This is a genomic window from Lentzea sp. NPDC004782 (genome assembly GCF_040609115.1).
In the GTDB taxonomy this organism is placed as follows: Bacteria; Actinomycetota; Actinomycetes; order Mycobacteriales; family Pseudonocardiaceae; genus Lentzea.
Genome location: NZ_JBEXJN010000038.1, coordinates 1 through 23,749, shown reverse-complemented (window position 1 = coordinate 23,749; position 23,749 = coordinate 1). Strand labels below are relative to the sequence as shown.

Annotated in this window: 30 protein-coding genes and 2 pseudogenes; 20 read left to right on the top strand and 12 right to left on the bottom strand. The window is 67.7% G+C overall.

Features of this window, described 5'->3' with window-relative positions; genetic code table 11:
* Positions 1–6: 6 nt before the first annotated feature.
* A complete protein-coding gene (locus ABZV40_RS30240; protein ID WP_355448915.1) occupies positions 7–798 on the top strand; it encodes a purine-nucleoside phosphorylase in 792 nt (263 codons plus the stop codon).
* The gene (locus tag ABZV40_RS30235) at positions 795–2,396 is read left to right on the top strand and encodes a phospho-sugar mutase (RefSeq protein ID WP_355448912.1); all 1,602 of its coding nucleotides are present in this window, start codon (positions 795–797) and stop codon (positions 2,394–2,396) included. Before ABZV40_RS30240 ends, ABZV40_RS30235 begins: the two co-directional genes overlap by 4 nt.
* A gap of 4 nt (positions 2,397–2,400) precedes the next feature.
* On the opposite strand, the gene ABZV40_RS30230 is transcribed toward ABZV40_RS30235, so the two are convergent.
* Both ABZV40_RS30230 and ABZV40_RS30225 read right to left on the bottom strand, forming a co-directional pair.
* Complete coding sequence (locus ABZV40_RS30230) at positions 2,401–2,736, bottom strand: hypothetical protein (protein ID WP_355448909.1); 336 nt, start codon at positions 2,734–2,736, stop codon at positions 2,401–2,403.
* Positions 2,737–2,757: 21 nt separating this feature from the next.
* Positions 2,758–3,384 carry a class I SAM-dependent methyltransferase gene (locus ABZV40_RS30225; RefSeq protein ID WP_355448906.1) on the bottom strand — a complete coding sequence of 209 codons (627 nt, stop codon included), beginning with the start codon at positions 3,382–3,384 and terminating at the stop codon, positions 2,758–2,760.
* Positions 3,385–3,470: 86 nt separating this feature from the next.
* Between ABZV40_RS30225 and ABZV40_RS30220 the strand changes: the two are divergent.
* The 3 genes and pseudogenes from ABZV40_RS30220 to ABZV40_RS30210 form a co-directional block, all read left to right on the top strand.
* A pseudogene (locus ABZV40_RS30220) lies at positions 3,471–3,671 on the top strand (flavodoxin family protein); the annotation flags it as partial.
* A 481-nt stretch (positions 3,672–4,152) separates the two neighbouring features.
* Positions 4,153–4,605, top strand: a complete 453-nt coding sequence (locus ABZV40_RS30215; RefSeq protein WP_355448903.1) for an NAD(P)H-dependent oxidoreductase — start codon at positions 4,153–4,155, stop codon at positions 4,603–4,605.
* Between the two features lie 53 nt (positions 4,606–4,658).
* The gene (locus ABZV40_RS30210) at positions 4,659–5,219 is read left to right on the top strand and encodes a hypothetical protein (protein WP_355448900.1); all 561 of its coding nucleotides are present in this window, start codon (positions 4,659–4,661) and stop codon (positions 5,217–5,219) included.
* A gap of 29 nt (positions 5,220–5,248) precedes the next feature.
* Here ABZV40_RS30210 and ABZV40_RS30205 read toward each other — a convergent pair whose 3' ends face one another.
* The gene (locus ABZV40_RS30205) at positions 5,249–6,346 is read right to left on the bottom strand and encodes a helix-turn-helix transcriptional regulator (RefSeq protein ID WP_355448897.1); all 1,098 of its coding nucleotides are present in this window, start codon (positions 6,344–6,346) and stop codon (positions 5,249–5,251) included.
* Between the two features lie 113 nt (positions 6,347–6,459).
* On the opposite strand from ABZV40_RS30205, the gene ABZV40_RS30200 reads away from it, so the two are divergent.
* Genes ABZV40_RS30200 through amcA form a run of 4 tightly spaced genes read left to right on the top strand, consistent with a single transcriptional unit; the run spans position 6,460 to position 8,222 of the window.
* Entirely contained in the window at positions 6,460–6,765 is a 306-nt protein-coding gene (locus ABZV40_RS30200; RefSeq protein ID WP_355448895.1) for a hypothetical protein, read from the top strand.
* Positions 6,762–6,920, top strand: a complete 159-nt coding sequence (locus ABZV40_RS30195) for a hypothetical protein (RefSeq protein WP_355448892.1) — start codon at positions 6,762–6,764, stop codon at positions 6,918–6,920. Before ABZV40_RS30200 ends, ABZV40_RS30195 begins: the two co-directional genes overlap by 4 nt.
* Positions 6,921–6,952: 32 nt before the next feature.
* A complete protein-coding gene (gene amcB, locus ABZV40_RS30190) occupies positions 6,953–8,140 on the top strand; it encodes a cyclophane-forming radical SAM peptide maturase AmcB (protein WP_355448889.1) in 1,188 nt (395 codons plus the stop codon).
* Positions 8,082–8,222 (top strand): multiple cyclophane-containing RiPP AmcA, encoded by a 141-nt coding sequence (amcA, locus tag ABZV40_RS30185; protein WP_355448886.1) that lies wholly within the window; start codon positions 8,082–8,084, stop codon positions 8,220–8,222. The genes amcB and amcA overlap by 59 nt, the downstream gene beginning before the upstream one ends.
* On the opposite strand, the gene ABZV40_RS30180 is transcribed toward amcA, so the two are convergent.
* The 3 genes from ABZV40_RS30180 to ABZV40_RS30170 form a co-directional block, all read right to left on the bottom strand.
* Positions 8,223–8,882 (bottom strand): pentapeptide repeat-containing protein, encoded by a 660-nt coding sequence (locus ABZV40_RS30180; protein ID WP_355448883.1) that lies wholly within the window; start codon positions 8,880–8,882, stop codon positions 8,223–8,225.
* Positions 8,883–8,968: 86 nt separating this feature from the next.
* Positions 8,969–9,511 carry an HK97 family phage prohead protease gene (locus ABZV40_RS30175; protein ID WP_355448880.1) on the bottom strand — a complete coding sequence of 181 codons (543 nt, stop codon included), beginning with the start codon at positions 9,509–9,511 and terminating at the stop codon, positions 8,969–8,971.
* Between the two features lie 219 nt (positions 9,512–9,730).
* Complete coding sequence (locus ABZV40_RS30170; protein WP_355448877.1) at positions 9,731–9,949, bottom strand: hypothetical protein; 219 nt, start codon at positions 9,947–9,949, stop codon at positions 9,731–9,733.
* Between the two features lie 70 nt (positions 9,950–10,019).
* Here ABZV40_RS30170 and ABZV40_RS30165 point away from each other — a divergent pair.
* Positions 10,020–10,277: pseudogene (locus ABZV40_RS30165) on the top strand (flavodoxin family protein); the annotation flags it as partial.
* A gap of 70 nt (positions 10,278–10,347) precedes the next feature.
* Here ABZV40_RS30165 and ABZV40_RS30160 read toward each other — a convergent pair.
* From ABZV40_RS30160 to ABZV40_RS30145, 4 genes are read right to left on the bottom strand one after another with little or no spacing between them, the layout of a single operon-like run.
* Positions 10,348–11,268: an aldo/keto reductase gene (locus ABZV40_RS30160; protein WP_355449115.1), complete on the bottom strand. Its 921-nt coding sequence runs from the start codon at positions 11,266–11,268 to the stop codon at positions 10,348–10,350.
* A gap of 47 nt (positions 11,269–11,315) precedes the next feature.
* The gene (locus ABZV40_RS30155) at positions 11,316–11,693 is read right to left on the bottom strand and encodes a MerR family transcriptional regulator (RefSeq protein ID WP_355448874.1); all 378 of its coding nucleotides are present in this window, start codon (positions 11,691–11,693) and stop codon (positions 11,316–11,318) included.
* A gap of 34 nt (positions 11,694–11,727) precedes the next feature.
* Entirely contained in the window at positions 11,728–12,114 is a 387-nt protein-coding gene (locus tag ABZV40_RS30150) for a Fic family protein (RefSeq protein WP_112264858.1), read from the bottom strand.
* Between the two features lie 32 nt (positions 12,115–12,146).
* Complete coding sequence (locus ABZV40_RS30145; protein WP_030470728.1) at positions 12,147–12,353, bottom strand: ribbon-helix-helix protein, CopG family; 207 nt, start codon at positions 12,351–12,353, stop codon at positions 12,147–12,149.
* Between the two features lie 56 nt (positions 12,354–12,409).
* On the opposite strand from ABZV40_RS30145, the gene ABZV40_RS30140 reads away from it, so the two are divergent.
* Complete coding sequence (locus ABZV40_RS30140) at positions 12,410–13,033, top strand: TetR-like C-terminal domain-containing protein (RefSeq protein WP_355448871.1); 624 nt, start codon at positions 12,410–12,412, stop codon at positions 13,031–13,033.
* A gap of 23 nt (positions 13,034–13,056) precedes the next feature.
* Here ABZV40_RS30140 and ABZV40_RS30135 read toward each other — a convergent pair whose 3' ends face one another.
* Positions 13,057–14,346: a glycoside hydrolase family 18 protein gene (locus ABZV40_RS30135; RefSeq protein ID WP_355448868.1), complete on the bottom strand. Its 1,290-nt coding sequence runs from the start codon at positions 14,344–14,346 to the stop codon at positions 13,057–13,059.
* Positions 14,347–14,441: 95 nt separating this feature from the next.
* Positions 14,442–15,065, bottom strand: coding sequence for a uracil phosphoribosyltransferase (gene upp / locus ABZV40_RS30130; protein ID WP_355448865.1), 624 nt, complete (start codon positions 15,063–15,065; stop codon positions 14,442–14,444).
* A gap of 33 nt (positions 15,066–15,098) precedes the next feature.
* Here upp and ABZV40_RS30125 point away from each other — a divergent pair, with 33 nt between their 5' ends.
* From ABZV40_RS30125 to ABZV40_RS30085, 9 genes are all read left to right on the top strand, one after another.
* Positions 15,099–15,710: a maleylpyruvate isomerase N-terminal domain-containing protein gene (locus ABZV40_RS30125; RefSeq protein WP_355448862.1), complete on the top strand. Its 612-nt coding sequence runs from the start codon at positions 15,099–15,101 to the stop codon at positions 15,708–15,710.
* Positions 15,711–15,744: 34 nt separating this feature from the next.
* Positions 15,745–16,737 carry a Gfo/Idh/MocA family oxidoreductase gene (locus ABZV40_RS30120; RefSeq protein ID WP_355448859.1) on the top strand — a complete coding sequence of 331 codons (993 nt, stop codon included), beginning with the start codon at positions 15,745–15,747 and terminating at the stop codon, positions 16,735–16,737.
* An 81-nt stretch (positions 16,738–16,818) separates the two neighbouring features.
* Entirely contained in the window at positions 16,819–17,016 is a 198-nt protein-coding gene (locus tag ABZV40_RS30115; RefSeq protein ID WP_355448857.1) for a hypothetical protein, read from the top strand.
* 19 nt (positions 17,017–17,035) lie between these two features.
* On the top strand, positions 17,036–17,680 hold the full coding sequence (locus ABZV40_RS30110) for a DUF1707 domain-containing protein (RefSeq protein ID WP_355448855.1): 645 nt from the start codon (positions 17,036–17,038) through the stop codon (positions 17,678–17,680).
* Positions 17,681–17,834: 154 nt separating this feature from the next.
* Positions 17,835–18,188 (top strand): hypothetical protein, encoded by a 354-nt coding sequence (locus tag ABZV40_RS30105; protein WP_355448852.1) that lies wholly within the window; start codon positions 17,835–17,837, stop codon positions 18,186–18,188.
* Positions 18,185–20,323, top strand: coding sequence for a bifunctional polysaccharide deacetylase/glycosyltransferase family 2 protein (locus tag ABZV40_RS30100; protein ID WP_355448849.1), 2,139 nt, complete (start codon positions 18,185–18,187; stop codon positions 20,321–20,323). The genes ABZV40_RS30105 and ABZV40_RS30100 overlap by 4 nt, the downstream gene beginning before the upstream one ends.
* A 56-nt stretch (positions 20,324–20,379) precedes the next feature.
* Positions 20,380–21,336 (top strand): deoxyribose-phosphate aldolase, encoded by a 957-nt coding sequence (deoC, locus tag ABZV40_RS30095; RefSeq protein ID WP_355448846.1) that lies wholly within the window; start codon positions 20,380–20,382, stop codon positions 21,334–21,336.
* A 4-nt stretch (positions 21,337–21,340) separates the two neighbouring features.
* Positions 21,341–22,768, top strand: coding sequence for an aldehyde dehydrogenase family protein (locus tag ABZV40_RS30090; RefSeq protein ID WP_355448843.1), 1,428 nt, complete (start codon positions 21,341–21,343; stop codon positions 22,766–22,768).
* The gene (locus tag ABZV40_RS30085) at positions 22,761–23,624 is read left to right on the top strand and encodes an aldehyde dehydrogenase family protein (RefSeq protein ID WP_355448840.1); all 864 of its coding nucleotides are present in this window, start codon (positions 22,761–22,763) and stop codon (positions 23,622–23,624) included. The genes ABZV40_RS30090 and ABZV40_RS30085 overlap by 8 nt, the downstream gene beginning before the upstream one ends.
* The last annotated feature ends 125 nt before the right edge of the window (positions 23,625–23,749 follow it).

The following is a 23,749-nucleotide window of genomic DNA, read 5'->3' as shown; positions in this document are numbered from 1 at the left end:
CTCGCGGTGACTCCAGAAGAGCTGGCCGGCAAGGCCGCGGAACAGATCCAGAGCCGCACCGGCGTGGCGAAGCACGACATCGCGATCGTGCTCGGCTCCGGCTGGCGGCCCGCCGCCGACGTGATCGGTGAGCCGATCACCGAAATCCCCGTCGGTGAGCTGGAGGGCTTCGAGGCGCCGACCGCGCTCGGCCACGGCGGCACCATCCGTTCGGTCGAGGTGGGCGGCAAGAAGGTCCTCGTCGTGCTCGGCCGCACCCACGGCTACGAGGGCAAGGGCGTCCAGAAGGTCGTCCACGGCGTGCGCACCGCCGCGGCCGCGGGCGTGTCGACGATCGTGCTGACCAACGCCGCCGGTGGCCTGCGGCAGGGCATGTCGGTCGGGCAGCCCGTGCTGATCTCCGACCACCTCAACCTGACCTCGCTGTCGCCGCTGGTCGGCGCGCGGTTCGTGGACCTCACGGACCTGTACTCGCCGCGGCTGCGCAAGCTGGCGCAGGAGATCGACCCGTCGCTGGAAGAGGGCGTGTACGCGGGGCTGCCCGGCCCGCACTTCGAGACGCCCGCCGAGATCCGGATGCTGCGCACGATGGGCGCGGACCTGGTCGGCATGTCGACCGTGCACGAGGCCATCGCCGCACGCGCCGAGGGTGTCGAGGTGTTCGGGCTGTCGCTGGTCACGAACCTCGCGGCGGGCATCACCGGCGAGCCGCTGAACCACCAGGAGGTGCTGGACGCCGGTGCCGCCGCCGCAGAACGCATGGGCACCCTGCTGCGCGAGCTGGTGGACCGGGCATGAGTTTGACGCCGGCACTGCGTGACGCGACGTTCCGGTGGATCGCCGACGACCCCTCCGACGCGACTCGGACCGAGTTGCAGGGCGTGCTGGCGCGCGCGATGGGTGGCGACCCCGCCGCGGTGGAGGACCTCCAGGACCGGATGGCCGGGCCGCTGACGTTCGGCACCGCCGGGCTGCGCGGACCGGTCCGGGCGGGCACGAACGGCATGAACGTGGCCACGGTGGTCCGCACGACCGCCGGGCTGGCGTCGTGGCTCGGGACGTCCGGGCTGGTGTTCGTCGGGCGCGACGCCCGGCACGGGTCGGAGGAGTTCGCCACCGCCGCCGCCGAGGTGATGGCGGCCGCGGGCTTCGACGTGCGGATGCTGCCCGGGCCGTTGCCGACGCCGGTGCTGGCGTTCCTGGTGCGCAAGCACGGCGCGGTGGCCGGGATCCAGATCACCGCGTCGCACAACCCGCCCGCGGACAACGGGTACAAGCTCTACCTGGCCGGTGGTTCGCAGATCGTGCCGCCGTCGGACGGGGAGATCGAGAAGGCGATCGAAGCCGTTCCCGCGGCCGTGTCGGTGCCCAGGTCCGGCCGCTGTTCGGTCGTGCCCGAGGCCGACATCGACGCCTACCTGGAGCGGGTGGCGTCGTTGCCCCGCCAGAACGCGCGTGGACTGAAGATCGCGTTGACGCCGATGCACGGCGTGGGTGGCGCGTTTGCCGTGGAAGCGTTGCGGCGCGCGGGTTTCACCGACGTGCACGTGGTGCGGTCGCAGGCGGTGCCGGACCCGGACTTCCCGACCGTGGTGTTCCCGAACCCCGAGGAGCCCGGCGCGTCCGACGAGCTGCTTTCCCTTGCGGCGTCGGTGGAAGCGGACCTCGCGATCGCTTTGGACCCGGACGCCGACCGGTGCGCGCTGGGTGTTCGCGACGGCTCGTCGTGGCGGATGTTGCGCGGCGACGAGACCGGCGTGCTGCTCGGGTCGCTGGTGCTGTCGACCACCGAGTCCGCGGACCCTTTGGTGGCAACGACGATCGTGTCTTCTTCTTTGCTGAAGTCGATCGCTGCCGCGCACGGTGCCCGGTACGCGGAGACGTTGACCGGCTTCAAGTGGCTGGCACGGGCCGGCGAAGGCCTGGTCTTCGCCTACGAGGAGGCACTCGGCAACTGCGTCGACCCGGAGTTCGTGGCGGACAAGGACGGCATCTCGGCCGCCGTCGTGGCCGCGGACCTGGCCGCCGGTCTGAAGGCCTCCGGCCGCACGTTGCTGGACGCGCTGGACCAGCTCGCGCTCGACCACGGCCTGCACCTGACCGACCAGGTCTCCTTGCGGTACACCGACTTGTCGCTGATCGGCGCCACGATGGCCCGGTTGCGCGCCACGCCTCCCGACGACTTCGCCTCGGAGGACCTGCTGCCCGGCGCGGACGTGCTGCGCTGGACGGCCGACGGCGTGCGCGTGATCGTGCGCCCGTCCGGCACCGAACCGAAGCTCAAGGCGTACCTGGAAGTCGTCGAGCCGGTCACGGACGGACTGGAGTCCGCCCGTGAGTCAGCTCGGCGACGGCTCGACGTGCTGCGGGAAAGGGTTACCGAACTGGTCAGCTAGACGGTCAGCCCGACACGGCGATCATCAGGCAGACCACGGCGAGCGCGAAGCCCCCGCCGGCCACCCAGAAAGCTCTGCTGGTCGGCGGGGCGACCGCCCTGCGGCGCCCCTCGGTGACCGCCGCGACGGCGATCCGCCCGAAGATGTACGCGATCGTGCAAAGCCCCACGCCGAGTCCGAGCAACATCGTGTTGACGTCCCACGGGCTGTGGTCGAACCCCGGCCACAGCGACGCGAAGAGGGGCCCGATCCCGATCATCCCGATGGCGATCGCAAGGCCGAAACCCCAGGTGATGCGACGCTGACGAGGACTGGTTGTCATAAGGGCGGTGGTCTTCATGGTCCCTCCTGTGTACACCCACTAGGACGTCTCACGAACCTCGGGGTTCCGCTTCCGGAGCAACAGAAACGCCTGCGGTCCGCCTTCGTCTGCACCCTTCTGACGTTGCAGCCGTGCCACTTCGTTGAACCCGGCTTCGGTGGCGTTGCGCACGGTTTCGTCGATGTCGTGCCAGTACACGTCGAGATCCACGTCGTGTCCGTACGCGTGGCTGAGGTGCCGCTTCCGATCCCCCAGCTTGAAGGCGTGCAACAGGTACCCGCCGGGTTTGACGACCCGGTGGAACTCCTGCCACGGCACGGTTTCCGCCGGCATGTGGACCGTGGAGTACCAGACGACCGCGCCGCCGAGGCTGTCGTCTTCGAGATCCAGGTTCGTGATGTCGCCCTGGTCGAAGTTCAGGTGCGGGTAGAGCTTTCGCGCCTGTTCGAGCATGCCGCCGGACAGGTCGACGCCGAACGCGTCGAGGCCGAGCTCGTGCAGGTGCTGGGTGATCCGCCCGGTGCCGCAGCCGAGGTCGCCGACCGGGCCTTCCGCCAGCTCCGCGAACGCCCGCATGATCGCGGCGTCGAGCGGGCGGCCGTCGTGCGCGTCCGGGATGAGGCGGGCGTAGCTGGCGGCAACGATGTCGTAGGAGGCGCGGGTCATGGTCGTCCATGGTGCCGCTCGTGGAGTACACGCGGCGTGACCTGGAGGACGACCGATCCCGACGGCGAGTGGTACTAAGGGGCCTCATGAGGCTGCTGATCGTCCACCACACCCCGTCGCCCGCCCTGCAGGCGATGTTCGAGGCGGTCGTCGCCGGTGCGACCACGCCCGAGATCGAGGGTGTCGACGTGGTCCGGCGGGCCGCGTTGTCCACAACCGCTGTGGATGTGCTGGAGGCCGACGGCTACCTGCTCGGCACGCCCGCGAACCTCGGTTACATGAGCGGTGGCAACGCGACGAAATAGCATTCACCGTTCGCCCTGGTCACGACCTCTTGGGAGCTTCGTGGCAGGGGTCCTAGATCGAGTCATCCGCAGTGCTTCGGCGGCGACCTTGAGGTCCTTCGCGCCCCCGCGCTCGTAGACGCGATGGAGAAAGCGCAGCTCGATCCAACGCCAGACAAGCCGAGACATGGCCGGTACCGCCACGGCTGCCGCAGCCCACCACACTGACATGACGACTCCACAACGAAGAAGCCCACCGGTGAGCACAGCGGGTCGTTGTGAGGCCGTATGCAGTTCATCAATCACCAAGAGCGTGGCCAGGACAACGCTGCCCTCTGCTCACGTCGGGTGGTAAGTCCGAGAAGGCTCGCGCCGCTCCAGTTGATTCTGGCGCTCTTCGCACGGGTGACTCTATTGACAGAGCCGCCTGATGTCAGTGCTCATCGCAGTTGCGGATCTACGATTCACCCGTCAGCGTGAGCACATGCCGCGCCTGCTGATCATCTACCACACGCCGTCGCCAAACATGCAGGCGATGTTCGAGGCAGTCGTAGATGGAGCGACGACCCCAGAGATCGAAGGCGTGGAGGTCGTACGTCGACCAGCCCTGTCAGCGTCCGTATCGGACGCACTCGAAGCGGACGGCTACATCCTCGGGACACCTGCCAACCTGGGGATGATGAGCGGCGCGCTCAAGGTGTTTTTCGACCTCGCCTACTACCCGTGCTTGGACGCCACGCGAGGACGCCCGTTCGGCCTGTACGTCCACGGCAACAACGACATGACCGGAGCGATTCGCGGCATCGAGTCGATCACCACGGGCTTGGCGTGGGAGAAGGTGACTCCGAACGTCAGCGTGACCGGTGAGCCTTCGAAGGACGACCTACGCGCTTGCTGGGAACTTGGAGCGACTGTGGCAGCCCACCTCTCCAGCTAGCAGCACCAGCGTGCCTGCCGAAGAAGCGGACCTTCAGATGACAACATGACGCGATGGCTGCTGACACGCTAACCACCGTCGCCGCATTCACTGCCGCCTTCTTCTCACTCGGTGGAGCCGCTACATCGGCAATCATCGCTAGCAGGACCCAAAAGAGTCAGTGGAAACGAACGACAACTGTTGAAAAAGTCGCTAAATTCCTCGACCACCTTGACCTAATAATCGTCAAGATGCACGAACTGTCGAAGGTTACAGCCGAGTACGAGCTTCGGCTACACCAAGGAGAAACCGGAGAGACTGAAGCCAGGGCGCGGCAGTCAGCCGCACATGACGAGGTCACCGACCTAGACAACATGCTTCTTGCGCGCATCTCAGAACTGGAGCTTGTGGTTGGCAGCAAGAGTGTAGAAGCAGCATTCAAAATCCGAGGAATCGTACGTTCTGCAACTTGGACAGCGCGGCCAGCAGGCGGAGCCAACAACAAGAGTGGCATGATCGTGCAGTATCTCGAAGGGATGACTGAAGCACGGAACGAGCTAGTTCGGTCAGTCAGAAACGATCTCGGCCTGCCCGCGAACAAGTTCTCCAAAGAGATCGAGCGGCATCAGTGGTAGCCATAACCAAGCCGGGCGCACCGTGACCGTCACGGCCGCAGCAGGCTCTCCAGGAGGCTGAAGCGGTCATCCGTCCTCGCGGATGGCATTCGCGATGCGAATCCTCTGGCCCGACCGAGCGTGTCTCGCGCGGCGTCGAGCGCACCGACTCGTGCGTACGACTCCGCGAGCCACGAGAGGTAGAGCGCCACTTCGCGTGAGTGCTCCTCCGGGTAGGTGGCGACGGCCGCCGACAACAGCGGTTCAGCCTTGCCGGGGTCGCCCAGCTCGATCATGCAGCGCCCGGCCATCACGTCGATTTCGGCTCTGTTGAGCCAATAAACCCACTCAGGCTCTTCAATGCCAGGCGACCGCTGTTCGTACGCGTCGTCCACGGCATCGAGCACACGGCGCGTTCCGTCGTGGTCCTTCGTCTTGGCACTCGCCCACGCCACCCGCTCCAACAGCAGCGCCCGAACCACAGGCGTGGCATCTCGTGCACCCTTCACCGCAGACCGCGCCAGCAACAGCGCATCGTGCGGGTCGGCCACGTTCGCGATCTGGTAGCTCAGTGAGGAAAAGAGTTGTGCGCCAAGGGAATCGTTGCCCGCCTCGGAAGCCGCGGACACCCCACCGAGGTAGAGCCGCTGAGCCTCCGCGTACTTCCCCGCGTCCGATGCGACCCACCCACCGAGTTGGGCGAGTTCACCCGTCGCGGTCAGCAACCTCCGCCCCGTGACTTCGGAGTAGGAACCGTTACGTACCAACGACTCCGTCTCGGAAAGCTCCTGCCGCACAGCGGGCAACAGGTCCGTACTTCCAACCACGTCGTCCAGGTGCCGCAGCTCGACCACACGAGCCTCTACGGCGTCCGCAAGGGAGTCACCAACCCTGCGGCCGGAACGGCTCTGCACGGCAATCGGAGAATCCGAGACAAGCCACTCGTGCGCACGGCGCACAGGATCGCTGCCCAGCGGCACGCCAAGAGCCTGTTCGTAGGCGGTGACGTCGTCCGGGAGCAGCCGGCGCTTGCCGTTCTCGATCAGGCTCAGGTACGGCTTGCTGTAGTGGGTGAGCTGAGACATCCGGGACAGGCTGAGTCCGGCCGCCTCGCGCGCTGCCCTGAGGGCATCACTCAGCTCCGACACGCCCGCTCCTGGTCCGCGTTGTCAACTCTTGTAAACGCGTTGATCAGCATAAACACCGTTTGATCCCGGTAGGAACAGAAGGCAGCCAGATCCACCGGGGAGGTTCACCCGCCATGAGCACGATCTACAACCCGTTCTCGCCTGAGTCGGTCGCGGTGAGCCGACTGACAGCGATGGGGTTCGTGGGTCGACGGCTCGGCGAGTTCGACGCTGAGCCGGAGAGCCTGGTCTACATCCGCCAACTCAAGGTGGACATCCGCGACCTGGTCCGCGTCGTCGGGCCGGACGAGTGCGAAGCAGTCCGCATGGTCGGCAGTTCTGTGGCGTTGCAGACCTACGGGTCAGTTGCTGAGGTAGTCGCCCGGATCGCGCTCACGTGGCCCGAGATGCCCACCGCCCGAGGAGTGGTGTCGGCATGAACTGGGGCTTGGAACAGACCATCGGCGCGATCCTCGCCGCACTCTCGTTCGCCTTCATCATCGGCGTCGTCATCTGGGATCAGCTCAAAGACCGATGGCCGTTCGTTTATCGCTTCCCGTGGACGTGGTGGAGGCGGCGACCGAGGCGCCGATAGCGCTCGGACCAAGTCACGAACGAGGGGGAATCATGGATCAGCAACTCTTCCTTCGGCCGACCTCGGTCATCATGCAGCCGGAGACGCTGTGCAATCTTGACTGCACCTACTGCTACCTGCCGTTCCGGCACGAGCGGAACACCATGGCGCTCGCGGTCGCACAAGCCGTAGCCGAATCAGTCCGCCCGTGGGCAACGTCCGGCACGGTCGAAGTGTGCTGGCACGGCGGAGAGCCGCTGGCGACCGGTCGCGCCCACCTCGGGCGGCTGATGGACGCGTTCGCGGGGATCGACGTGAAACACGTGGTTCAGACGAACGCGACGCTGATCGACGAGGCCTGGTGTGAGTTCTTCGCAGAGCGGGACGTACACGTGGGCGTCAGCATCGACGGCCCGCCCGCCGACAACGCGAGCCGTGTAGACCGACGGCAGCTGCCCACGCAGGCGAAGGCATTGCGCGGCATAGAACTTCTCCGCGCTCACGGTCACGAGGTGCACGCCATCGCGGTGGTGTCCGATCCCACGCCCGAGCGTGCCCGCAGGCTCTACGCCTTCGCTGTGGAGTGCGGAATCGCGCATCTCGGCGTCAACATCGAAGAGCAGGAAGGCGTCAACGTCTCCACCAACGCCCACCGCCAAGACGTCGTAACTGACTTCTGGACGACGCTCGCGGCGAGTTGGCGCGAGAACCCCGCTGTCCGCGTCCGAGAGCTTGAGCGGGCTCTCAGCTATGCAGGTGCGGTGCTTAGGCGTGACAGCGCCACGCACCGCGATGGCGCACTGTTCGATCCCCTGCCGACTGTTGGCTACGACGGCTCGGTAACCCTGATCTCGCCTGAACTCGCAGGCTTCAACTCGAAGCGCGGCACATTCTCCAGCGGAAACGTACTGCAAAGCACACTGAACGAGATCATCGCGCGATCGGCAACCGAAGACTCCTGGATCTCCGAGTTTTCCCAGGGAGTCAAGACCTGCCAGCTCACATGCCAGTACTTCGACTTCTGTGGTGGCGGGCATCCGGCGAACCGTTACTTCGAGCACGGCCGCATGGACGGAACTACGACCAACTACTGCCGGAACAGCAAGATTTCGCTACTGGAGGGAGTGCTGCGCCTTGACCAATCAACAGCTACTGGAGACCAGGATCCTGGAGTGTCGAACGATGCTCGTGGACCTGCTGACCAGGACCGGTCAGCTACCTACGCGGATCAACGCTTTTGACAATGACCCCACGTGGGACAACGTGACCGGAGGCGGCGGCTTCGACAATCGGCCCACGTGGGACAACTGGGACAAGAAATAGCTAGCCCGCGACGGTCAGGCCAGCCTCCTTGGCGAACTGCGCACCGAGGAAGCTGGCCTGCACGGCTTCGATCCTCGCGCCTCGCAGCGTCAACAGCCCGCTGACATCGCTAAGCCTGGAGGTCGTGAGGTCGCAACCACCCGCGCGAGTGGCCTCAAACTCAACTTGAGGCATCTCGCATTCATCAAAAACCACGTTGGAAAGATCTCCAGCGAACACGGCTTCACGAAATGAGCATCGACGGAATATGACCGCGTTCTTGACCTGATCAATCCTGAAGGTCGCGTAGTCGAACCGGCAGTCCTCCGCGTAGATATCCCAAGCTTGTCCCAATGAGACTCGAAGCCCGATCGCCTGACAGCGAAGGAAGTCCACCCTCCGCGCGGTCACGTCAGCAAGAACCGCGTTCGCCAAGTTCACTTCTTCGAACCTGACATCCGAAAGTTCGAGCGGAGCAAGGCGCGACTCGGACAGGTCTACATCCGCCACGAGCGCGACAGAAATGGATCCCTCCCCAGCGACGCCCGACTGATCACCCTGCTGGACCCGAACTGTTTCGAGCTCGAAGTCACCACGGAACGCGGCCACTTCGTCCGCAAGGTCTTCTTCCTCGAACGACGGCCGCTGAATTGTCTTGCCCGCGACTTTCAGGAACTCCATGCATACACAGTAGCGCACTCAACGAAGTTGGACACAAAAAATCCCTCCGCGCGAACAATGTCGCACGGAGGGCTCAGCTGCGCTTTCTAAAGCAGGTAGATCAGCGGGACGAATTCTCGCGCCCGGCCCACTCGGGCAAGACTGCGCATCGCAACAGTGGTCTCGCCGTACGCGGGCGTGAGCACCGGTCCCAGCTCCACCACTTCGAACCCGGAGAGGGTGCGGACGTGGTTGCCGTCCGCGTCGCGTGTCCAGTGCTCACGAGCGGAGTGGAACGTGAACGAGGAACCTGCGAGGACGCCTCTCCCGACCAGCTCGGCTACGTCTCTACCGACCTGGGTATCTGGGAGAGCGATCGTGTAGTGCACGCCGCGCTCATCCTCAAACAGGTTCAGCCCCGCACCTTGGCGCGCGAGCGGAGCATGGGGGTTGTGGTTGAAGGTCGCGACGATGCGTCCGGAGTTGAGTGCCCTGCGGCCAGCGCCAGGCGTGATGATCTCGCGGAAGCCTCCGAGATCGGAGGAGAGCGAGTTGTAGACGATGGCGGTACCCCGGAGCACGGGGCCGCTGTCGCCAACGTGGAGACGAACCGTGGCCAGTTGGTCACGGCGTTCCAGTTCAAGAGCCAAGGGCAGCGCTTCCTTGCTGCTTACTGCCTGTTCACGAGCGTTCCGATGCCCTCAGCGCGTCTTAACGACCTGTTCACGACCTGCGGAATCACTCGCGCAACGGCCGGAACCTGCTGTGACGCACGGGAAAAATCGCGCTCGCACTCAGGGCGCGTGAGAAGAGGGGACGGGGTGTTCAGGCAGAGCGGTGGTCCTGAACTTCTGGACCGGCTCCCCCGCTCACGGAGCAGCGATGCCAGCCAGACGGCAGATCGCCTTTGGCTGCACAGGCGCGATCGTCGCGCGGAGGATGCAGCGAACGCCAAGACCGTCGTTGAAGAACGCCGTCTGATCGGAGATGCGGAACGCCGCCGACTTCCGGACGACAGCCCAGATCGTTGACGGGTCGTAGACCACGGCGTCAGTCGCCGGGACGTACTTGGTCGTGTAGACGGGCACACCCAGCAGCGACCGCCGAACACCAGTCGTCGGCGAACCAGCCGACTCCACACAACACTACTTCTTCGCGGTATCAGGTGCGTTGAAGCACTTCTTCGACACCGTCTACTACCCGTGTCTCGACTCCACGCGCGGCAGGCCGTTCGGGCTTTACGTGCACGGCAACAACGACACGACGGGTGCGGTGCGCAGCGTGGAGACGGCCACGACCGGGCTGGGGTGGGAGAAGGCGGCCCAGCACGTGGTGGTCACGGGTGAGCCGGGGAAGGCCGAGCTGGAGGCGTGCTGGGAGCTCGGCGCCACGGTCGCGGCCCAGTTGTCCACATGAACCCAGGGTTGTCCACAGGTTCTTGTCCCCAACCTGTGGACAACCCTGGGGATATCCTCGAACGTATGTTCTAGCGGCCCACTGCGCTCATGTCCGGGTAGCGGTCACCGGCCACCGCCGACGCGGGCACCGCGGCCTCGATCGCGGCCAGGTCGTCGGCGGACAGCGACAAGGACGCCGCCGCGACGTTCTCCTCCAGGTACTTGATCCGCTTGGTGCCCGGGATCGGCACGACGTCGTCGCCCCGGTGCTGCACCCACGCCAGCGCCAGCTGGCCCGCGGTCACGCCGCGCTCGGCGGCCAGCGCGCGCAGCTCCTCGACCATCTTCAGGTTCGTGTCGAGGTTCGCGCCGGTGAACCGCGGCTGCGCGACGCCGCGGAAGTCGCCCTCGCCGAAGTCGGCGGCCGAGGTGAAGCGGCCGGTCAGGACGCCGCGGCCCAGCGGCGAGTACGGCACCAGGCCGATGCCCAGCTCGCGGGCGGTCGGCACGATCTCGGCCTCGATGTCGCGCGACCACAGCGACCACTCGCTCTGCAGCGCGGTGATCGGGTGCACGGCGTGTGCCCGGCGGAGGGTCTCGGCGCCGGCCTCGGACAGGCCGAGGAACCGCACCTTGCCCTCGGTGACCAGCTCGGCCATCGCGCCGACCGTCTCCTCGATCGGCGTGTCCGCGGGCACCCGGTGCAGGTAGTACAGGTCGATCACGTCGGTGCCGAGCCTGCGCAGGGAACCCTCGACCGAGGACCGGACGTACTCGCGGTCACCGCGGACGCTGCGGGTGCCGCCCGGCTCGCGCACGATGCCGAACTTCGTGGCCAGGACGACGTCCGAACGACGGCCCGCGATCGCCCGGCCCACCAGCTCCTCGTTGACGTGCGGGCCGTACATGTCGGCGGTGTCGAGCAGCGTCACGCCGAGCTCCAGGGCCCGGTGGATCACCGCGATCGACTCCGCCTCGTCGCCGGCGCCGTAGAACTCCGACATCCCCATGCAGCCGAGCCCCTGCGGCCCGACTTCCAGCTGTCCCAAGAAACGGCTCACGCCGTCGCCTCCAAGTCACGCTCGACCACCGCGTAGTGGTCGATCTTGTAGTCGAGCACCTCCAGGCACGTCTGCAGCTCCGCGATGCGGGAGCGGACGTCGTTGCGGTGCTCGACGAGGATCTGCTTGCGGCGGCCCGCGGTCAGGTCGCCGCGGTGCCTGAGCTGCGCGAACTCGCGCATCATGCGGATCGGCATGCCGGTCGTGCGCAGGCGCGTCACGAAGGCCAGCCAGCCGAGGTCCTCCTCCGAGTAGCTGCGGCGACCACCCGAGTCACGCGCGGGCGGGTCGACGAGCCCGATTCGTTCGTAGTAGCGCAAGGTGTCGATGGACAACCCACTGCGCTGCGCGGCCTGGGCTATCGAGTAACTCACGAGCTCGACGCTATGACCTAGAGCGCGCTCTAGGTCAAGCGGAATCCTTCGGGAGTCCCCACGCTTCGAGATGGCCCGCCATCTCCGGGACGTCGATCTTGTCACGACCGAGGGCGCGCACGAGTCCGAGCGCGTCGTCCTCGTCCGCGTCGATCCAGTACCCGTTGATGTCACACATCGTGACGGCGGAGACCCAGCCGAGCCGCCAGTTTCCCTCGACCAGGGGCCGGGTTCGCACGATCGAGTCGAGTAAAGCGGAGGACTTCAACCACAGCGTGTCGTAAGCCTCCACGCCGAGCACGGTGGCGCGAGGACGGTAGGCCGCCGTGTCCAGCAGGCCGATGTCCCGGACGACGAGGTCGCCGCCGGTCACGGCCGTGGCCAGCACTAAGAGGTCCCCGGCGTCGAGGTAGGAGATCACGGCACCCAGTTGATCACAGAGGTCTGACAGTTTCAGGAAGATCCGAGCCTATCCAAAAGACCTCGGTACTTCGGCAGGACCCGCCCGAGCACCTCGCCGAGCTTCTCCTCCTGCTGCATGCGCTGGTAGCGGTCCGCGATCGCGAGACGCACGACCTCCTGCTTGGAGCGACCCTCGGCCTGCGCCAGTTCAGCGAGCCGCAGGTTCTCCTCTTCGGTCAACCGCAAGGTCATCGCCATGCCAGCGACGGTACCAATGTGATACCACTCAGACCAGCGGCCGTTAGGATTGCGTGATGCCCCGGCCCAAGACCCACGACGACGCTCTGCGACGGCGTCTGCTCGAACGGGCGGGCGAGCTGCTCAGCACCGAAGGTCCCGAGGCGGTGAGCCTGCGCAGGGTCGCCACCGACGTCAACACCTCGACCACGGCGGTCTATTCCCTCTTCGGCGGCAAGCCGGCGCTGCTCGAAGCGCTCTACGACGAGGCGTTCAACCGGTTCGGCGCGCACCTCGCGGCGGTGCCGGTCACCGCCGACCCCGCGGAGGACCTGGTCCAGATCGGACTGGCGTACCGGCGCAGCGCGCTCGCGGACCCGCAGTTCTACTCGGTGCTCTACTCGAAGGTCGTCGAGCCGACGAAGGCGATGAGCCGCGCGGCGGGCAGGACGTTCGCACCGGTGATCACCGCGGTGCGGCGGGCGGTCGAGCAGGAGGTGTTCCTCGACGAGGACCCGGAGCAGATCGCGATGTCGATGTGGGGCATCGCGCACGGCCTGGTGAGCCTGGAGCTGGGCGGCAACCTGCCGCCCGGCATCGACGCCGCCGCCACCTACGAGCTGGCGTTGCGCGCGCACGGCAGGGGCTGGCTGGCGGAATCCGGGGAGGCGGCCGCCGCGAAACCTCCCCGGACCCGCTGAACTGTCCGATCCGGACAGTCCGTCTACTTCAAGGCACCGTGCAGGGCCTTGATCAGTTCGGCGTCGGCGGTGTCACCGTCGAGCGACCAGATCATCGCTCCGCCCAGACGACGGTCGTTGATGAAGCGAGCCTTGCGCTTCATCTCCACCGCGTCGTCGTAGGTCCACCACGTCGTGCCGTCGTAGATCCACGCGAAGCCGGCGCGCTCGTCGCGGTAGAGCTTGTACTTGGGTTCGGCCAGCTTCGGCTTGAGCGCGTGGAAGTCCTCGTAGCCCGCCTCGTACGTGGCCGGCGCCGGCGTGCCCGTGCCGAACAGCCCGTTGCGCGTGCCGGGTGCGACGCCGGTCCAGCCGCGGCCGTAGAACGGCACACCGAGCACGGTCTTCGAGCGCGGCGCACCCCGCGAGAGCCACGCGTCGACCGTCACCTGGGAGCTGAACTCGGACGGCGACGGGTCGCCTTGGGGCACGCGCAGCGCTGACTGCTGGTTCGCCGGCGGCTCCCACGCGCCGTGGTAGTCGTAGCCCTGCAGCGTGCCGAAAGTGAGGTAGCAGAACACCTTCGCCGCCTCGAAGCCGCGGTCGACCTGCACCGGGTCGGCGGGGAGGAACGCGGTCAGGTCGCGGTTCCAGCCCAGCTGCCTGCGGTACTCGGCGAGCAGCTTGGTGAAGTTCTGCTTGTCCTCGGGACGCACGACGTTGGGCGGCTCCGTGTTTCCGTTGCTCGCAGGCCATTCCCAGTCGATGTCGACGCCGTCGAAGATGCCCTTGGCGGCACCTTCGGGCAGGCCGGGCAGGTTGCCGTTGATCCACATGTCGACGCACGACTTCACGCTCGCGGCGCGCGACTCGGGCGTCAGCGCGGCGTTGGAGAAGTAACGCGAGCCCGTCCAGCCACCGAGCGAGATGTTGATCCTCAGCTTGGGGTACTTGGCTTTGAGCTGCCGGAGCTGGTTCAGGTTGCCCGCGAGCTGCCCGGGCTCGTCGGCCTTGCCGTTCACGGACTGCTCGGCGGTGTAGGGCATCTGCCAGTCGGCCCACGGGTCGGCGCTGACGCACTTGCCCGACTCGTCGAGGAAACCGAACGCGTAGTTGAGGTGCGTGAGCCGCGCGGCGGCCCCGCTGTCGACGAGGTTCTTGACCCGGAAGTTGCGGCCGTACACGCCCCACTGGATGAAGTACCCGACCGTGCGGGTCTTCGAGTACCCGTGGTGCCCACTGGTCTCGACGTCGGCGTTCGCGGGCGCGTGTGCCAGCGACGCGGACAGGGCGCCGACCGCGAGTGCGGCGACACCCCATCTCCGTCTGGACATGGTTCTCCTCAATCCGTTCGCGGCAGCGGCGGTGTGGTCCAGAGCACGTTAGCTCTGAGGTCTAGACCACTGCTACGGCCGATCGGAGGTATGTCCTAAACCGCCCCGTACAGACGGTCACCGGCATCGCCCAGGCCAGGCACGATGTAGCCGGAGTCGTTCAACCGCTCGTCCACCGAAGCGGTGACGAGCCGCACCGGCAGCTTCGAGTCCTCGAGGTGGTTGATGCCCTCGGGCGCCGCCAGCACGCACACCGCCGTCACGTCCGTCGCGCCGCGCTGGGTCAGCAACCGGATCGTGTACGCCATCGAGCCACCGGTCGCGAGCATCGGGTCGAGCACGAACACCGGGCGTCCGGCGAGGTCCTCCGGCAGCGACTCCATGTACGGCGTCGGCTGCAACGTCTCCTCGTCGCGCGCCAGCCCCACGAAACCCATCTGGGCGTCCGGGATCAGCTTGTGCGCCTGGTCCGCCATGCCCAGCCCGGCCCGCAGCACCGGCACGAGCAGCGGCGGGTTCGACAGCCGGTAGCCGGTGGTGCGGGCGACCGGGGTGTGCGTCCGGTCCTCCGTCAGGGGCGCCTCACGCATGGCTTCGTAGACCAGCATGACGGTGAGTTCCTGCAACGCGGCGCGGAAAGCGGCGTTGTCCGTGCGCGCGTCGCGCATGGTTGTGAGTCTCGCCTTGGCGAGTGGATGATCGACGACGAGAACGTCCATGCTCGACACCGTAACCGCTGGGAGGAGCTAGGGGTGTTCGAAGAGATCTACCGGGAGTCCCGTCAGCGCACGGTCGGGCTCGCGATGGGACTGAGTGCGGAGGAACTGGCCCGCACGGTGCCCGCCTGTCCTGAGTGGACCGTGCACCAGCTGATCGCGCACCTCGCGGGCGGGGCCTCGGACTTCACCACCGGACGGATGGAGGGCGCGCCGTCGGAAGAGTGGACCGCGCGGCACGTCGCCGAACGCGAGCACCTCTCCGTCGTCGAGCTCCTGGAGCAGTGGAACGCCGACGGCGACCGCATCGACGAGCTGGAGCAGATCCCGTTCCAGCTGGCCATGGACGCGATCACGCACGAGGCCGACCTGCGCGGGGCACTCGGTCGCGAACGCCTGCCGGACGCGGTGTGGCAGCCCACGCTGACGTGGATGTCCGTGCGCCGCCTGCCGGAGATCACCGCGAAGACGGACTTCGGCGAGTTCGGCGACGGCCCGATCACGCTGGAGGTCGAGGGCTACGAGCTGTGGCGGGCGTTCTTCGGCAGGCGCTCCCGCCGCCAGATGGAGTCGTGGCGCTGGTCCGGCCCGGCACCGATCGAGAAGATCCCGTTCTTCCCGTGCCGTGCCACGGACCTGACCGAGTGAACGCTGTTAACTGAAGAGGTGTAGGGTCGGCCGGGTGACAGACCACGTGCGCATCGGAGTGCTCGGCGCGGCCATGATCGCGCCGCCCGCTGTCATCCGCCCGGCCCGCTCCTCGACCGTCGCCGAAGTCGTGGCGGTGGCCGCGCGATCGCCGCAGCGAGCCCAGGCCTTCGCCGGCAAGCACGGCATCGCGCGCGTGCACGGTTCCTACGAGGACCTGCTCGCGGATCCCGCCGTCGACGCCGTCTACAACCCGCTGCCGAACGGCCTGCACGGCAGGTGGACGCTGGCCGCGCTGGAGGCCGGCAAGCACGTGCTGTGCGAGAAGCCGTTCACCGCCAACGCCGCCGAGGCCGCCACCGTCGCGGCCGCCGCAAACGCTTCCGGCCTGGTGGTGATGGAGGCGTTCCACTACCGGTACCACCCGCTGGCGCAGCGCGTGGACGAGATCATGCGCTCCGGCGTGCTGGGTCCGTTGCGGCACGTGGAGGCCTCGCTCTGCTTCCCGCTGCCGATGTTCTCGAACATCCGCTACGACTACTCGCTCGCGGGCGGCGCGATGATGGACGCCGGCTGCTACGCGGTGCACATGGCGCGCCTGCTGGGCGGTGAAGAACCCGAGGTGCGGTCGGCGCGGGCGTTGCGGCAAGGCCCGTCCATCGACAGGGCGATGCGTGCCGAGTTGCGCTTCCCCTCCGGCCACACGGGTTCCGTGCACGCGTCGCTGTGGTCGTCGACGGTGCTCAAGATCTCGATGAAGGCCGTCGGCGAGAACGGCACGCTGAGCGTCCTCAACCCGCTCGGGCCGCACGTGTTCCACCGGTTGTCGTTGCGGCTCAAGGACAGGAGCTCCGCCGAGACGTTCGGCCGGCGCCCGACCTACGCCTACCAGCTCGACGCGTTCACCGACGCGGTGCTGCACGGCAAGCCGTTCCCGACGACCGCGGACGACGCCGTGAAGAACATGACCGTGATCGACTCGATCTACCGGGCGGCCGGACTGCCGCTGCGTCAGCCGACCGCCTGACACCACCCGATCCGGGAGTGAAGAACCGGCAAAGCGACTCCGAAATGTCTCTCAACCAGTTGAGACGCGGAGGAGCGAACGGTGACGATCGAGCAGAAGCCCGTCCAGCAGCTGTGCGAGTCGCCGCTGCTCATCCTGGGCGTGTCGGCATCACTCGCCGTGGTGATCGGGGTGCTGCCGATGATGTGGGGCTACAGCCCTGCGCTCGCCTCGGCGCTCGGAGCTCTGCTCGTGCTGGCCTTCGCGATCACGGTGAAGTGCGCACCGAACCGCAGGTGACCGCTCTAGACTCGATCGGGTGAGCGACGAGCTGGTACCCGCTGACCAGAGCCACCTGCGCGCCTCCGACGCGGACCGGGAACGGATCGCCCAGGTGCTGCACAAAGCGACCGCCGAGGGCCGCCTCGACATCCACGAGCTGGACGAACGGCTCGCGGCCGTCTACGCCGCGAAGACCTACGGCGAGCTCGCGCCCATCACCGCGGACCTGGTGCTGAGCGGCCTGCCCCAGCCTCCGGTCGTGCCGCAGTACCAACAGGCCGTGAGCAACCGCATCGGCGGCGAACCCGGCAGCGCGACATCCGTCGCGTTCTGGTCCGGCGTCGACCGCAAGGGCCAGTGGGTGGTCCCTCGGCTGCACAACGCCGTCGCGGTCATGGGCGGCATCGACCTGGACCTGACCAACGCGAACTTCGCCGAGGCCGAAGTCACCATCAGCGTCTTCGCGTTCTGGGGCGGTGTCGACATCCGCGTGCCGGACGACATCAACGTGAAGGTCGACGGTTTCGGCTTCATGGGCGCGTTCGAGAACCGGGCGCCGGCGCGGCCGCACATCCCGGGTGCGCCGACGGTGCGCATCACCGGGCTCGCGATCATGGGCGGCGTCGAGGTGAAGGGACCGAAGAAAAAGAAGTCCCAGGTGCTGCGCGAACTGCTCGACTGAGATCGGGCCGGACTGTCGCGCTGACGAACGACTTCCGCTGGACGGGGCAGGGGGTTACCCTCCTGCGACCCCATGCCGTCCACCCGCGAAGGTCATGACGACTCCCTCTGACAGACCCGTGTTCGTTGATCCGAGCGGCCGCCGCCGCAAGGTGATGCGCATCGCCATCGCCACGTTCGCCGCCGGTGTGCTCGCCTACCTGGTGCTTCTCGTCGTGGCGCTCGCCGGTGGCCCGGTGAACCCGACGACGCTGCTGCCGATTCCCAAGGCCGCGGAGCCCGCGGTCATCACGACGTCGGACAGCCCGTCGTCGTCACCGGAAGCAACATCGTTGCCACGCAACGAAACCACCACGCCCCGAGTCACCACGACGACACATCCGGTGACGACCGCGGCCACCACGACGACCACCACTACCACCACCACGACGGCGGAGAACGGCAACAAGCGCACGGATCCGCCGGGTGCGTCGAACCGGCCGACCAGCCCCGGGCAGGGCAAGCCGTGAGGCCGCAACCGCGCGCCCACTGGGTGCTGCTGGCGCTCGGCATGGTGATCCTGCTCTGCGCGTTGCTGCTGGACACGTTCGTGGTCGGACGGGTCGGCCAGGGCGCCGCGCCCACCGCGGGACCCGCGACGACGGTGCCGGACTCGGTGCACCAGGGCGGGCCGCTGATCGGCAACACCGGATCGGGGCTCAGCTCGCGGAAGACGCCGGACCGCACGGTGGTGCTGACGTTCGACGACGGGCCGGATCCCGAGTGGACGCCGAAGATCCTCGACGTGTTGCGGCGCAACGGTGTCAAGGCCACGTTCTTCGTCACCGGCGCGTCCGCGGCGCAGCACCAGGACGTGCTGGCGCGCATCGACGCCGAGGGCCACGAGGTGGGACTGCACACCTTCACCCACGTCGACCTGGGCAAGGTCGGCGAGACGCGCACCCGGCTGGAGCTCGGGCAGACCGGACTCGTCGTGGCGAGCGGCACCGGGAAGTCCAGTCAGCTGGTGCGGCCGCCGTACTCGAACCAGCCGGACGCGGTCGACGACGAGGACCTGGTCGGCATCGAGCGGATCACCGCGGCCGGCGACCTGGTGGTGCTCTCCGACCTCGACAGCGAGGACTGGCGCAGGCCCGGCACCGACGCGATCATCGCGAACGCCACGCCGAAGGACGCCAAGGGCGCCGTGGTGCTGATGCACGACGGCGGTGGTGACCGGTCGCAAACCGTTGCGGCACTGGAGAAGCTGATCCCGAGCCTGAAGGAGCGCGGGTTCGCGTTCCAGACGACCGGCGAGGCCTTCGGGGTCCGCAACGCCGTCCGGCAGGCGACCGCGACCGAACGCGCGGAGGGCACGGCCGTGTCGCTGGCCGTGCGGTTCTCCAGGTTCGTCACGGAGCTGCTGACGTGGCTCGTCGTGATCTCCAGCGTGCTGGCGCTCGCCCGCGCCGCGGTGCTGCTGGTGACGACGGCGATCCACGCGCGGCGCAAGCCCGGCAAGCACGCGCCGCGGCTGCGCCCGCAGCTGGTGACGGTGCTGGTGCCCGCCTACAACGAGGAAGCCGGCATCGAGGCGACACTGCGCACGATCCTCGCGAGCACCAACCCGGTGCAGGTGATCGTGATCGACGACGGCTCGACCGACCGCACGTCCGAGGTGGTCAGGAGCCTGCACCTGCCGAACGTCTCGCTGGTGCGCCAGCGCAACGCGGGCAAGGCGGCCGCGTTGAACACCGGACTGCGGCACACCCGCACCGAGCTCGTCGTGATGGTCGACGGCGACACCGTGCTGGAACCGGAGACCGTCGCCAACCTCGTGCAGCAGTTCGCCGACCCCGCGGTGGGCGCGGTGTCGGGCAACGCCAAGGTGGGCAACAGGTCCGGGCTCCTCGGCCGCTGGCAGCACATCGAGTACGTGATCGGATTCAACCTCGACCGGCGGATGTACGACGTCATGCAGTGCATGCCGACCGTGCCCGGCGCGGTCGGCGGGTTCCGGGTCAGCGCGTTGCGCGAGGTCGGTGGCGTGCCGGAGGACACGCTGGCCGAGGACACCGACCTGACGATGGCGCTGGAACGGGCCGGCTGGTCGGTGGTCTACCAGGAGGACGCGCGGGCGTGGACCGAGGCGCCGGCGAGCCTCGGCCAGCTGTGGCGGCAGCGCTACCGCTGGTGCTACGGCACGTTGCAGGCGATGTGGAAGCACCGCGGCGCGATCTTCGACCGGGGCATGGGCGGCAAGCTCGGCCGCCGCGCGCTGCCGTACCTCTTCCTGTACCAGGTGGCGTTGCCGGTGCTGTCGCCCGCGATCGACGTGTTCGCGCTGCTGAGCCTGTGGACCGATCCCGGCCGCGGCGCGCTCGCCTGGCTCGGTTTCCTGGCGCTGCAGCTGGTTCCCGCGGTGATCGCGTTCCGGCTCGACGGCGAACGGCTGCGGCCGTTGTGGGCCGTCGCGCTGCAACCTGTCGTCTACCGGCAGCTCATGTACCTGGTCGTCATCCAGTCCGTGATCACCGCACTGGCCGGGGCGGTGCTGCCGTGGCAGAAGCTCAAGCGCACCGGCAGCGCGACGCAGGACGCGCCGGAACTGGACGAGACGACGGTGCCGCTGTACCGCGCCCAGCTGCGGCGACAGGGCGTCTGACCAGCACAAACGGCTTCACTTAGGACGGGCGTCCCATTCCGCTTAGACTCGCGGTCATGGCTGCTCCAACGACACTGCCGTCGGCCCTGGCTGACGCCGTGCGCGACGAATCGTCGCTGCGGCGGTTCCTGCACGGGCTCCCCGGCGTCGACCAGGTCGGCGTCGAGCAACGAGCCGCGGGCCTCGGCACGCGGAGCATCAAGAAGGCCGCCAAGCTGCACGCCATCGACCTGGCGATCAGCATGGTCGACCTGACCACGCTGGAAGGCGCGGACACGCACGGCAAGGTGCGTTCGCTCGCCGCCAAGGCCAAGCGTCCCGACCCCGAGCGGCCGGACGTGCCGCGGGTCGCGGCGGTGTGCGTCTACCCGGACATGGTCAAGACGGCCGCGGACGAGCTCAAGGGCACCGGCATCAACATCGCCAGCGTCGCGACGGCGTTCCCCAGCGGCCGCAGCACGATGGAGATCAAGCTGGCCGACACCCGGTTCGCCGTCGAGCAGGGCGCGACCGAGGTCGACATGGTGATCGACCGGGGTGCGTTCCTGAGCGGCCGCTACGGCGCGGTGTTCGAGGAGATCGTCAAGGTGAAGGAGGCCTGCGGGGACGCGCACCTCAAGGTCATCCTGGAGACCGGCGAGCTCGTGACGTACGACAACGTCCGCCGGGCGTCCTGGCTCGCGCTGCTGGCCGGTGGCGACTTCATCAAGACGTCGACCGGCAAGGTGCAGCCCGCCGCGACGCTGCCGGTCACGCACGTGATGCTGCAGGCGGTCAGGGACTGGAAGAACCAGACCGGAGAGCTGCGCGGCGTGAAGCCCGCGGGCGGCATCCGCAGCACCAAGGACGCGATCAAGTACCTCGTGGCCGTGCACGAGGTGGCCGGACCCGAGTGGCTCGACCCGCACCTGTTCAGGTTCGGCGCGTCGACGTTGCTGAACGACCTGCTCATGCAGCGGCGGACCCAGTTGGACGGCCACTACAGCGGCCCGGACTACGTGACGGTGGACTGAAGACATGTGGGAATACGCCCCCGCGCCCGAGTCGCGGGACATCGCGAACCTCAAGCCGAACTACCGGATGTTCGTCGACGGCAAGTTCGTCGAGGGCACCGGCGAGCCGCTCAAGACCATCAACCCGGCCACCGAGGAGGTGCTGGCGGAGGTCTCGACCGCGTCGCAGTCCGATGTGGACACCGCGGTCAAGGCCGCGCGCAGGGCCTACGACCGCGTGTGGTCGAAGATGCCCGGCAGCGAGCGCGCCAAGTACATCTACCGGATCGCGCGGCAGATCCAGGAGCGCGCCCGTGAGCTCGCGGTGCTGGAGTCGCTCGACAACGGCAAGCCGATCAAGGAGTCGCGCGACGTCGACGTGCCCACGGCGGCGGCGCACTTCTTCTACCACGCGGGCTGGGCGGACAAGCTCGGTTACGCGGGCTACGGGCCGGACCCGAAGCCGCTGGGCGTCGCGGGACAGGTGATCCCGTGGAACTTCCCGCTGCTGATGGCCGCGTGGAAGATCGCGCCCGCGCTGGCGTGCGGCAACACCGTCGTGCTCAAGCCCGCCGAGACCACGCCGCTGACGGCGCTGGTGCTGGCGGAGATCATCCAGCAGTGCGACCTGCCGCCGGGTGTCGTCAACATCATCCCCGGCGCCGGTGACGTCGGCGCGGCGCTCGTCGGGCACGGTGACGTCGACAAGGTGGCGTTCACCGGGTCCACCGACGTCGGCAAGATCATCCAGCGGCAGCTGGCGGGCACGAACAAGAAGCTCACGCTGGAGCTGGGTGGCAAGGCGGCGAACATCGTGTTCGACGACGCGCCGCTCGACCAGGCCGTCGAGGGCATCGTCAACGGCATCTTCTTCAACCAGGGCCACGTCTGCTGCGCCGGATCGCGCCTGCTGGTGCAGGAGTCCGTCGCGGACGAGCTGCTGGAGAAGCTGCACGCGCGGGTGAACACGCTGCGCGTCGGCGACCCGCTGGACAAGAACACCGACGTCGGCGCGATCAACTCGCGCGAGCAGCTCACCAAGATCAAGGAGCTGGCCGAGTCGGGCGAGGCCGAGGGCGCCCAGCGGTGGACGTCGTCGTGCCCGTTGCCGGACAAGGGTTTCTTCTTCGCCCCGACGGTGTTCTCCAACGTGTCGCAGGCGATGCGGATCGCCCGCGAGGAGATCTTCGGCCCGGTGCTGTCGGTGCTGACGTTCCGCACGCCCGACGAGGCCGTGGCCAAGGCGAACAACACCCCGTACGGCCTGTCCGCGGGCGTCTGGACGGAGAAGGGCTCGCGGATTCTCTGGATGGCGCAACGGATGCGCGCCGGCGTGGTGTGGTCCAACACGTTCAACCGCTTCGACCCGGCCGCACCGTTCGGCGGGTACCAGGAGTCGGGCTTCGGCCGTGAGGGCGGCCGCACCGGTCTGGAGGCCTACCTCGATGTCTGATCGCGTCTCGGTCGCGAAGACCTACAAGCTCTACATCGGCGGCGCGTTCCCGCGGTCCGAGTCGGGCCGCAGCTACCCGGTGACCGACTCGAAGGGCGCCTTCCTCGCCAACGCCGCGCAGGGCTCCCGCAAGGACGCCCGTGACGCGGTTTCCGCCGCCCGCAAGGCTTTCCCCGGCTGGTCGGGTGCCACGGCCTACAACCGCGGCCAGGTGCTGTACCGGGTGGCCGAGGTGCTGGAGGGCCGCCGCGAGCAGTTCATCAGCGAGGTCGCGGCCTCCGAGGGCGTGCCGGTGAAGAAGGCGCAGTCCCTTGTGGACACCGCGATCGACCGCTGGGTCTGGTACGCGGGCTGGACGGACAAGATCGCGGCCGTGCTGGGGTCGTCGAACCCCGTTGCCGGGCCGTACTTCTCGTTCTCCACGCCGGAACCGACGGGTGTCGTCGCGGTGCTCGCGCCGCAGCAGTCGTCGTTGCTGGGCCTGGTGTCCGTGATCGCGCCGGTGATCGCCTCGGGCAACACCGCGGTGGTCATCACCTCGCAGGAACGGCCGCTGCCCGCGATCACGCTGTCCGAGGTGCTCGCCACCAGCGACGTGCCCGGAGGTGTCGTCAACATCATCACCGGCCGCACCGCGGAGATCGCACCGTGGCTCGCGTCGCACGCCGACGTGAACGCGCTCGACCTCACCGGTGCGCCGGAGTCGTTGCGCGCAGACCTGGAGCGGTCGGCGGCCGGCACGGTGAAGCGCGTGCTGCGCAACAGGGCCGGCGAGGACTTCGCCGTCACGCCGGACCTGTCGCGCCTGCGCGCCTACCTCGAAACGAAGACCGTCTGGCACCCCATGGGCGTCTAGCCTGACACGATGAACGGCGCTTTTGTCCACCTGGTGTTTTAACGTCAGGTGAGTTTCCTTAGCGGGCCGTCGTGTCAGCGGCGGCCCGTTTCTTGTTGTGTGTCTTGGGTTTGGGTGAGCTGCGG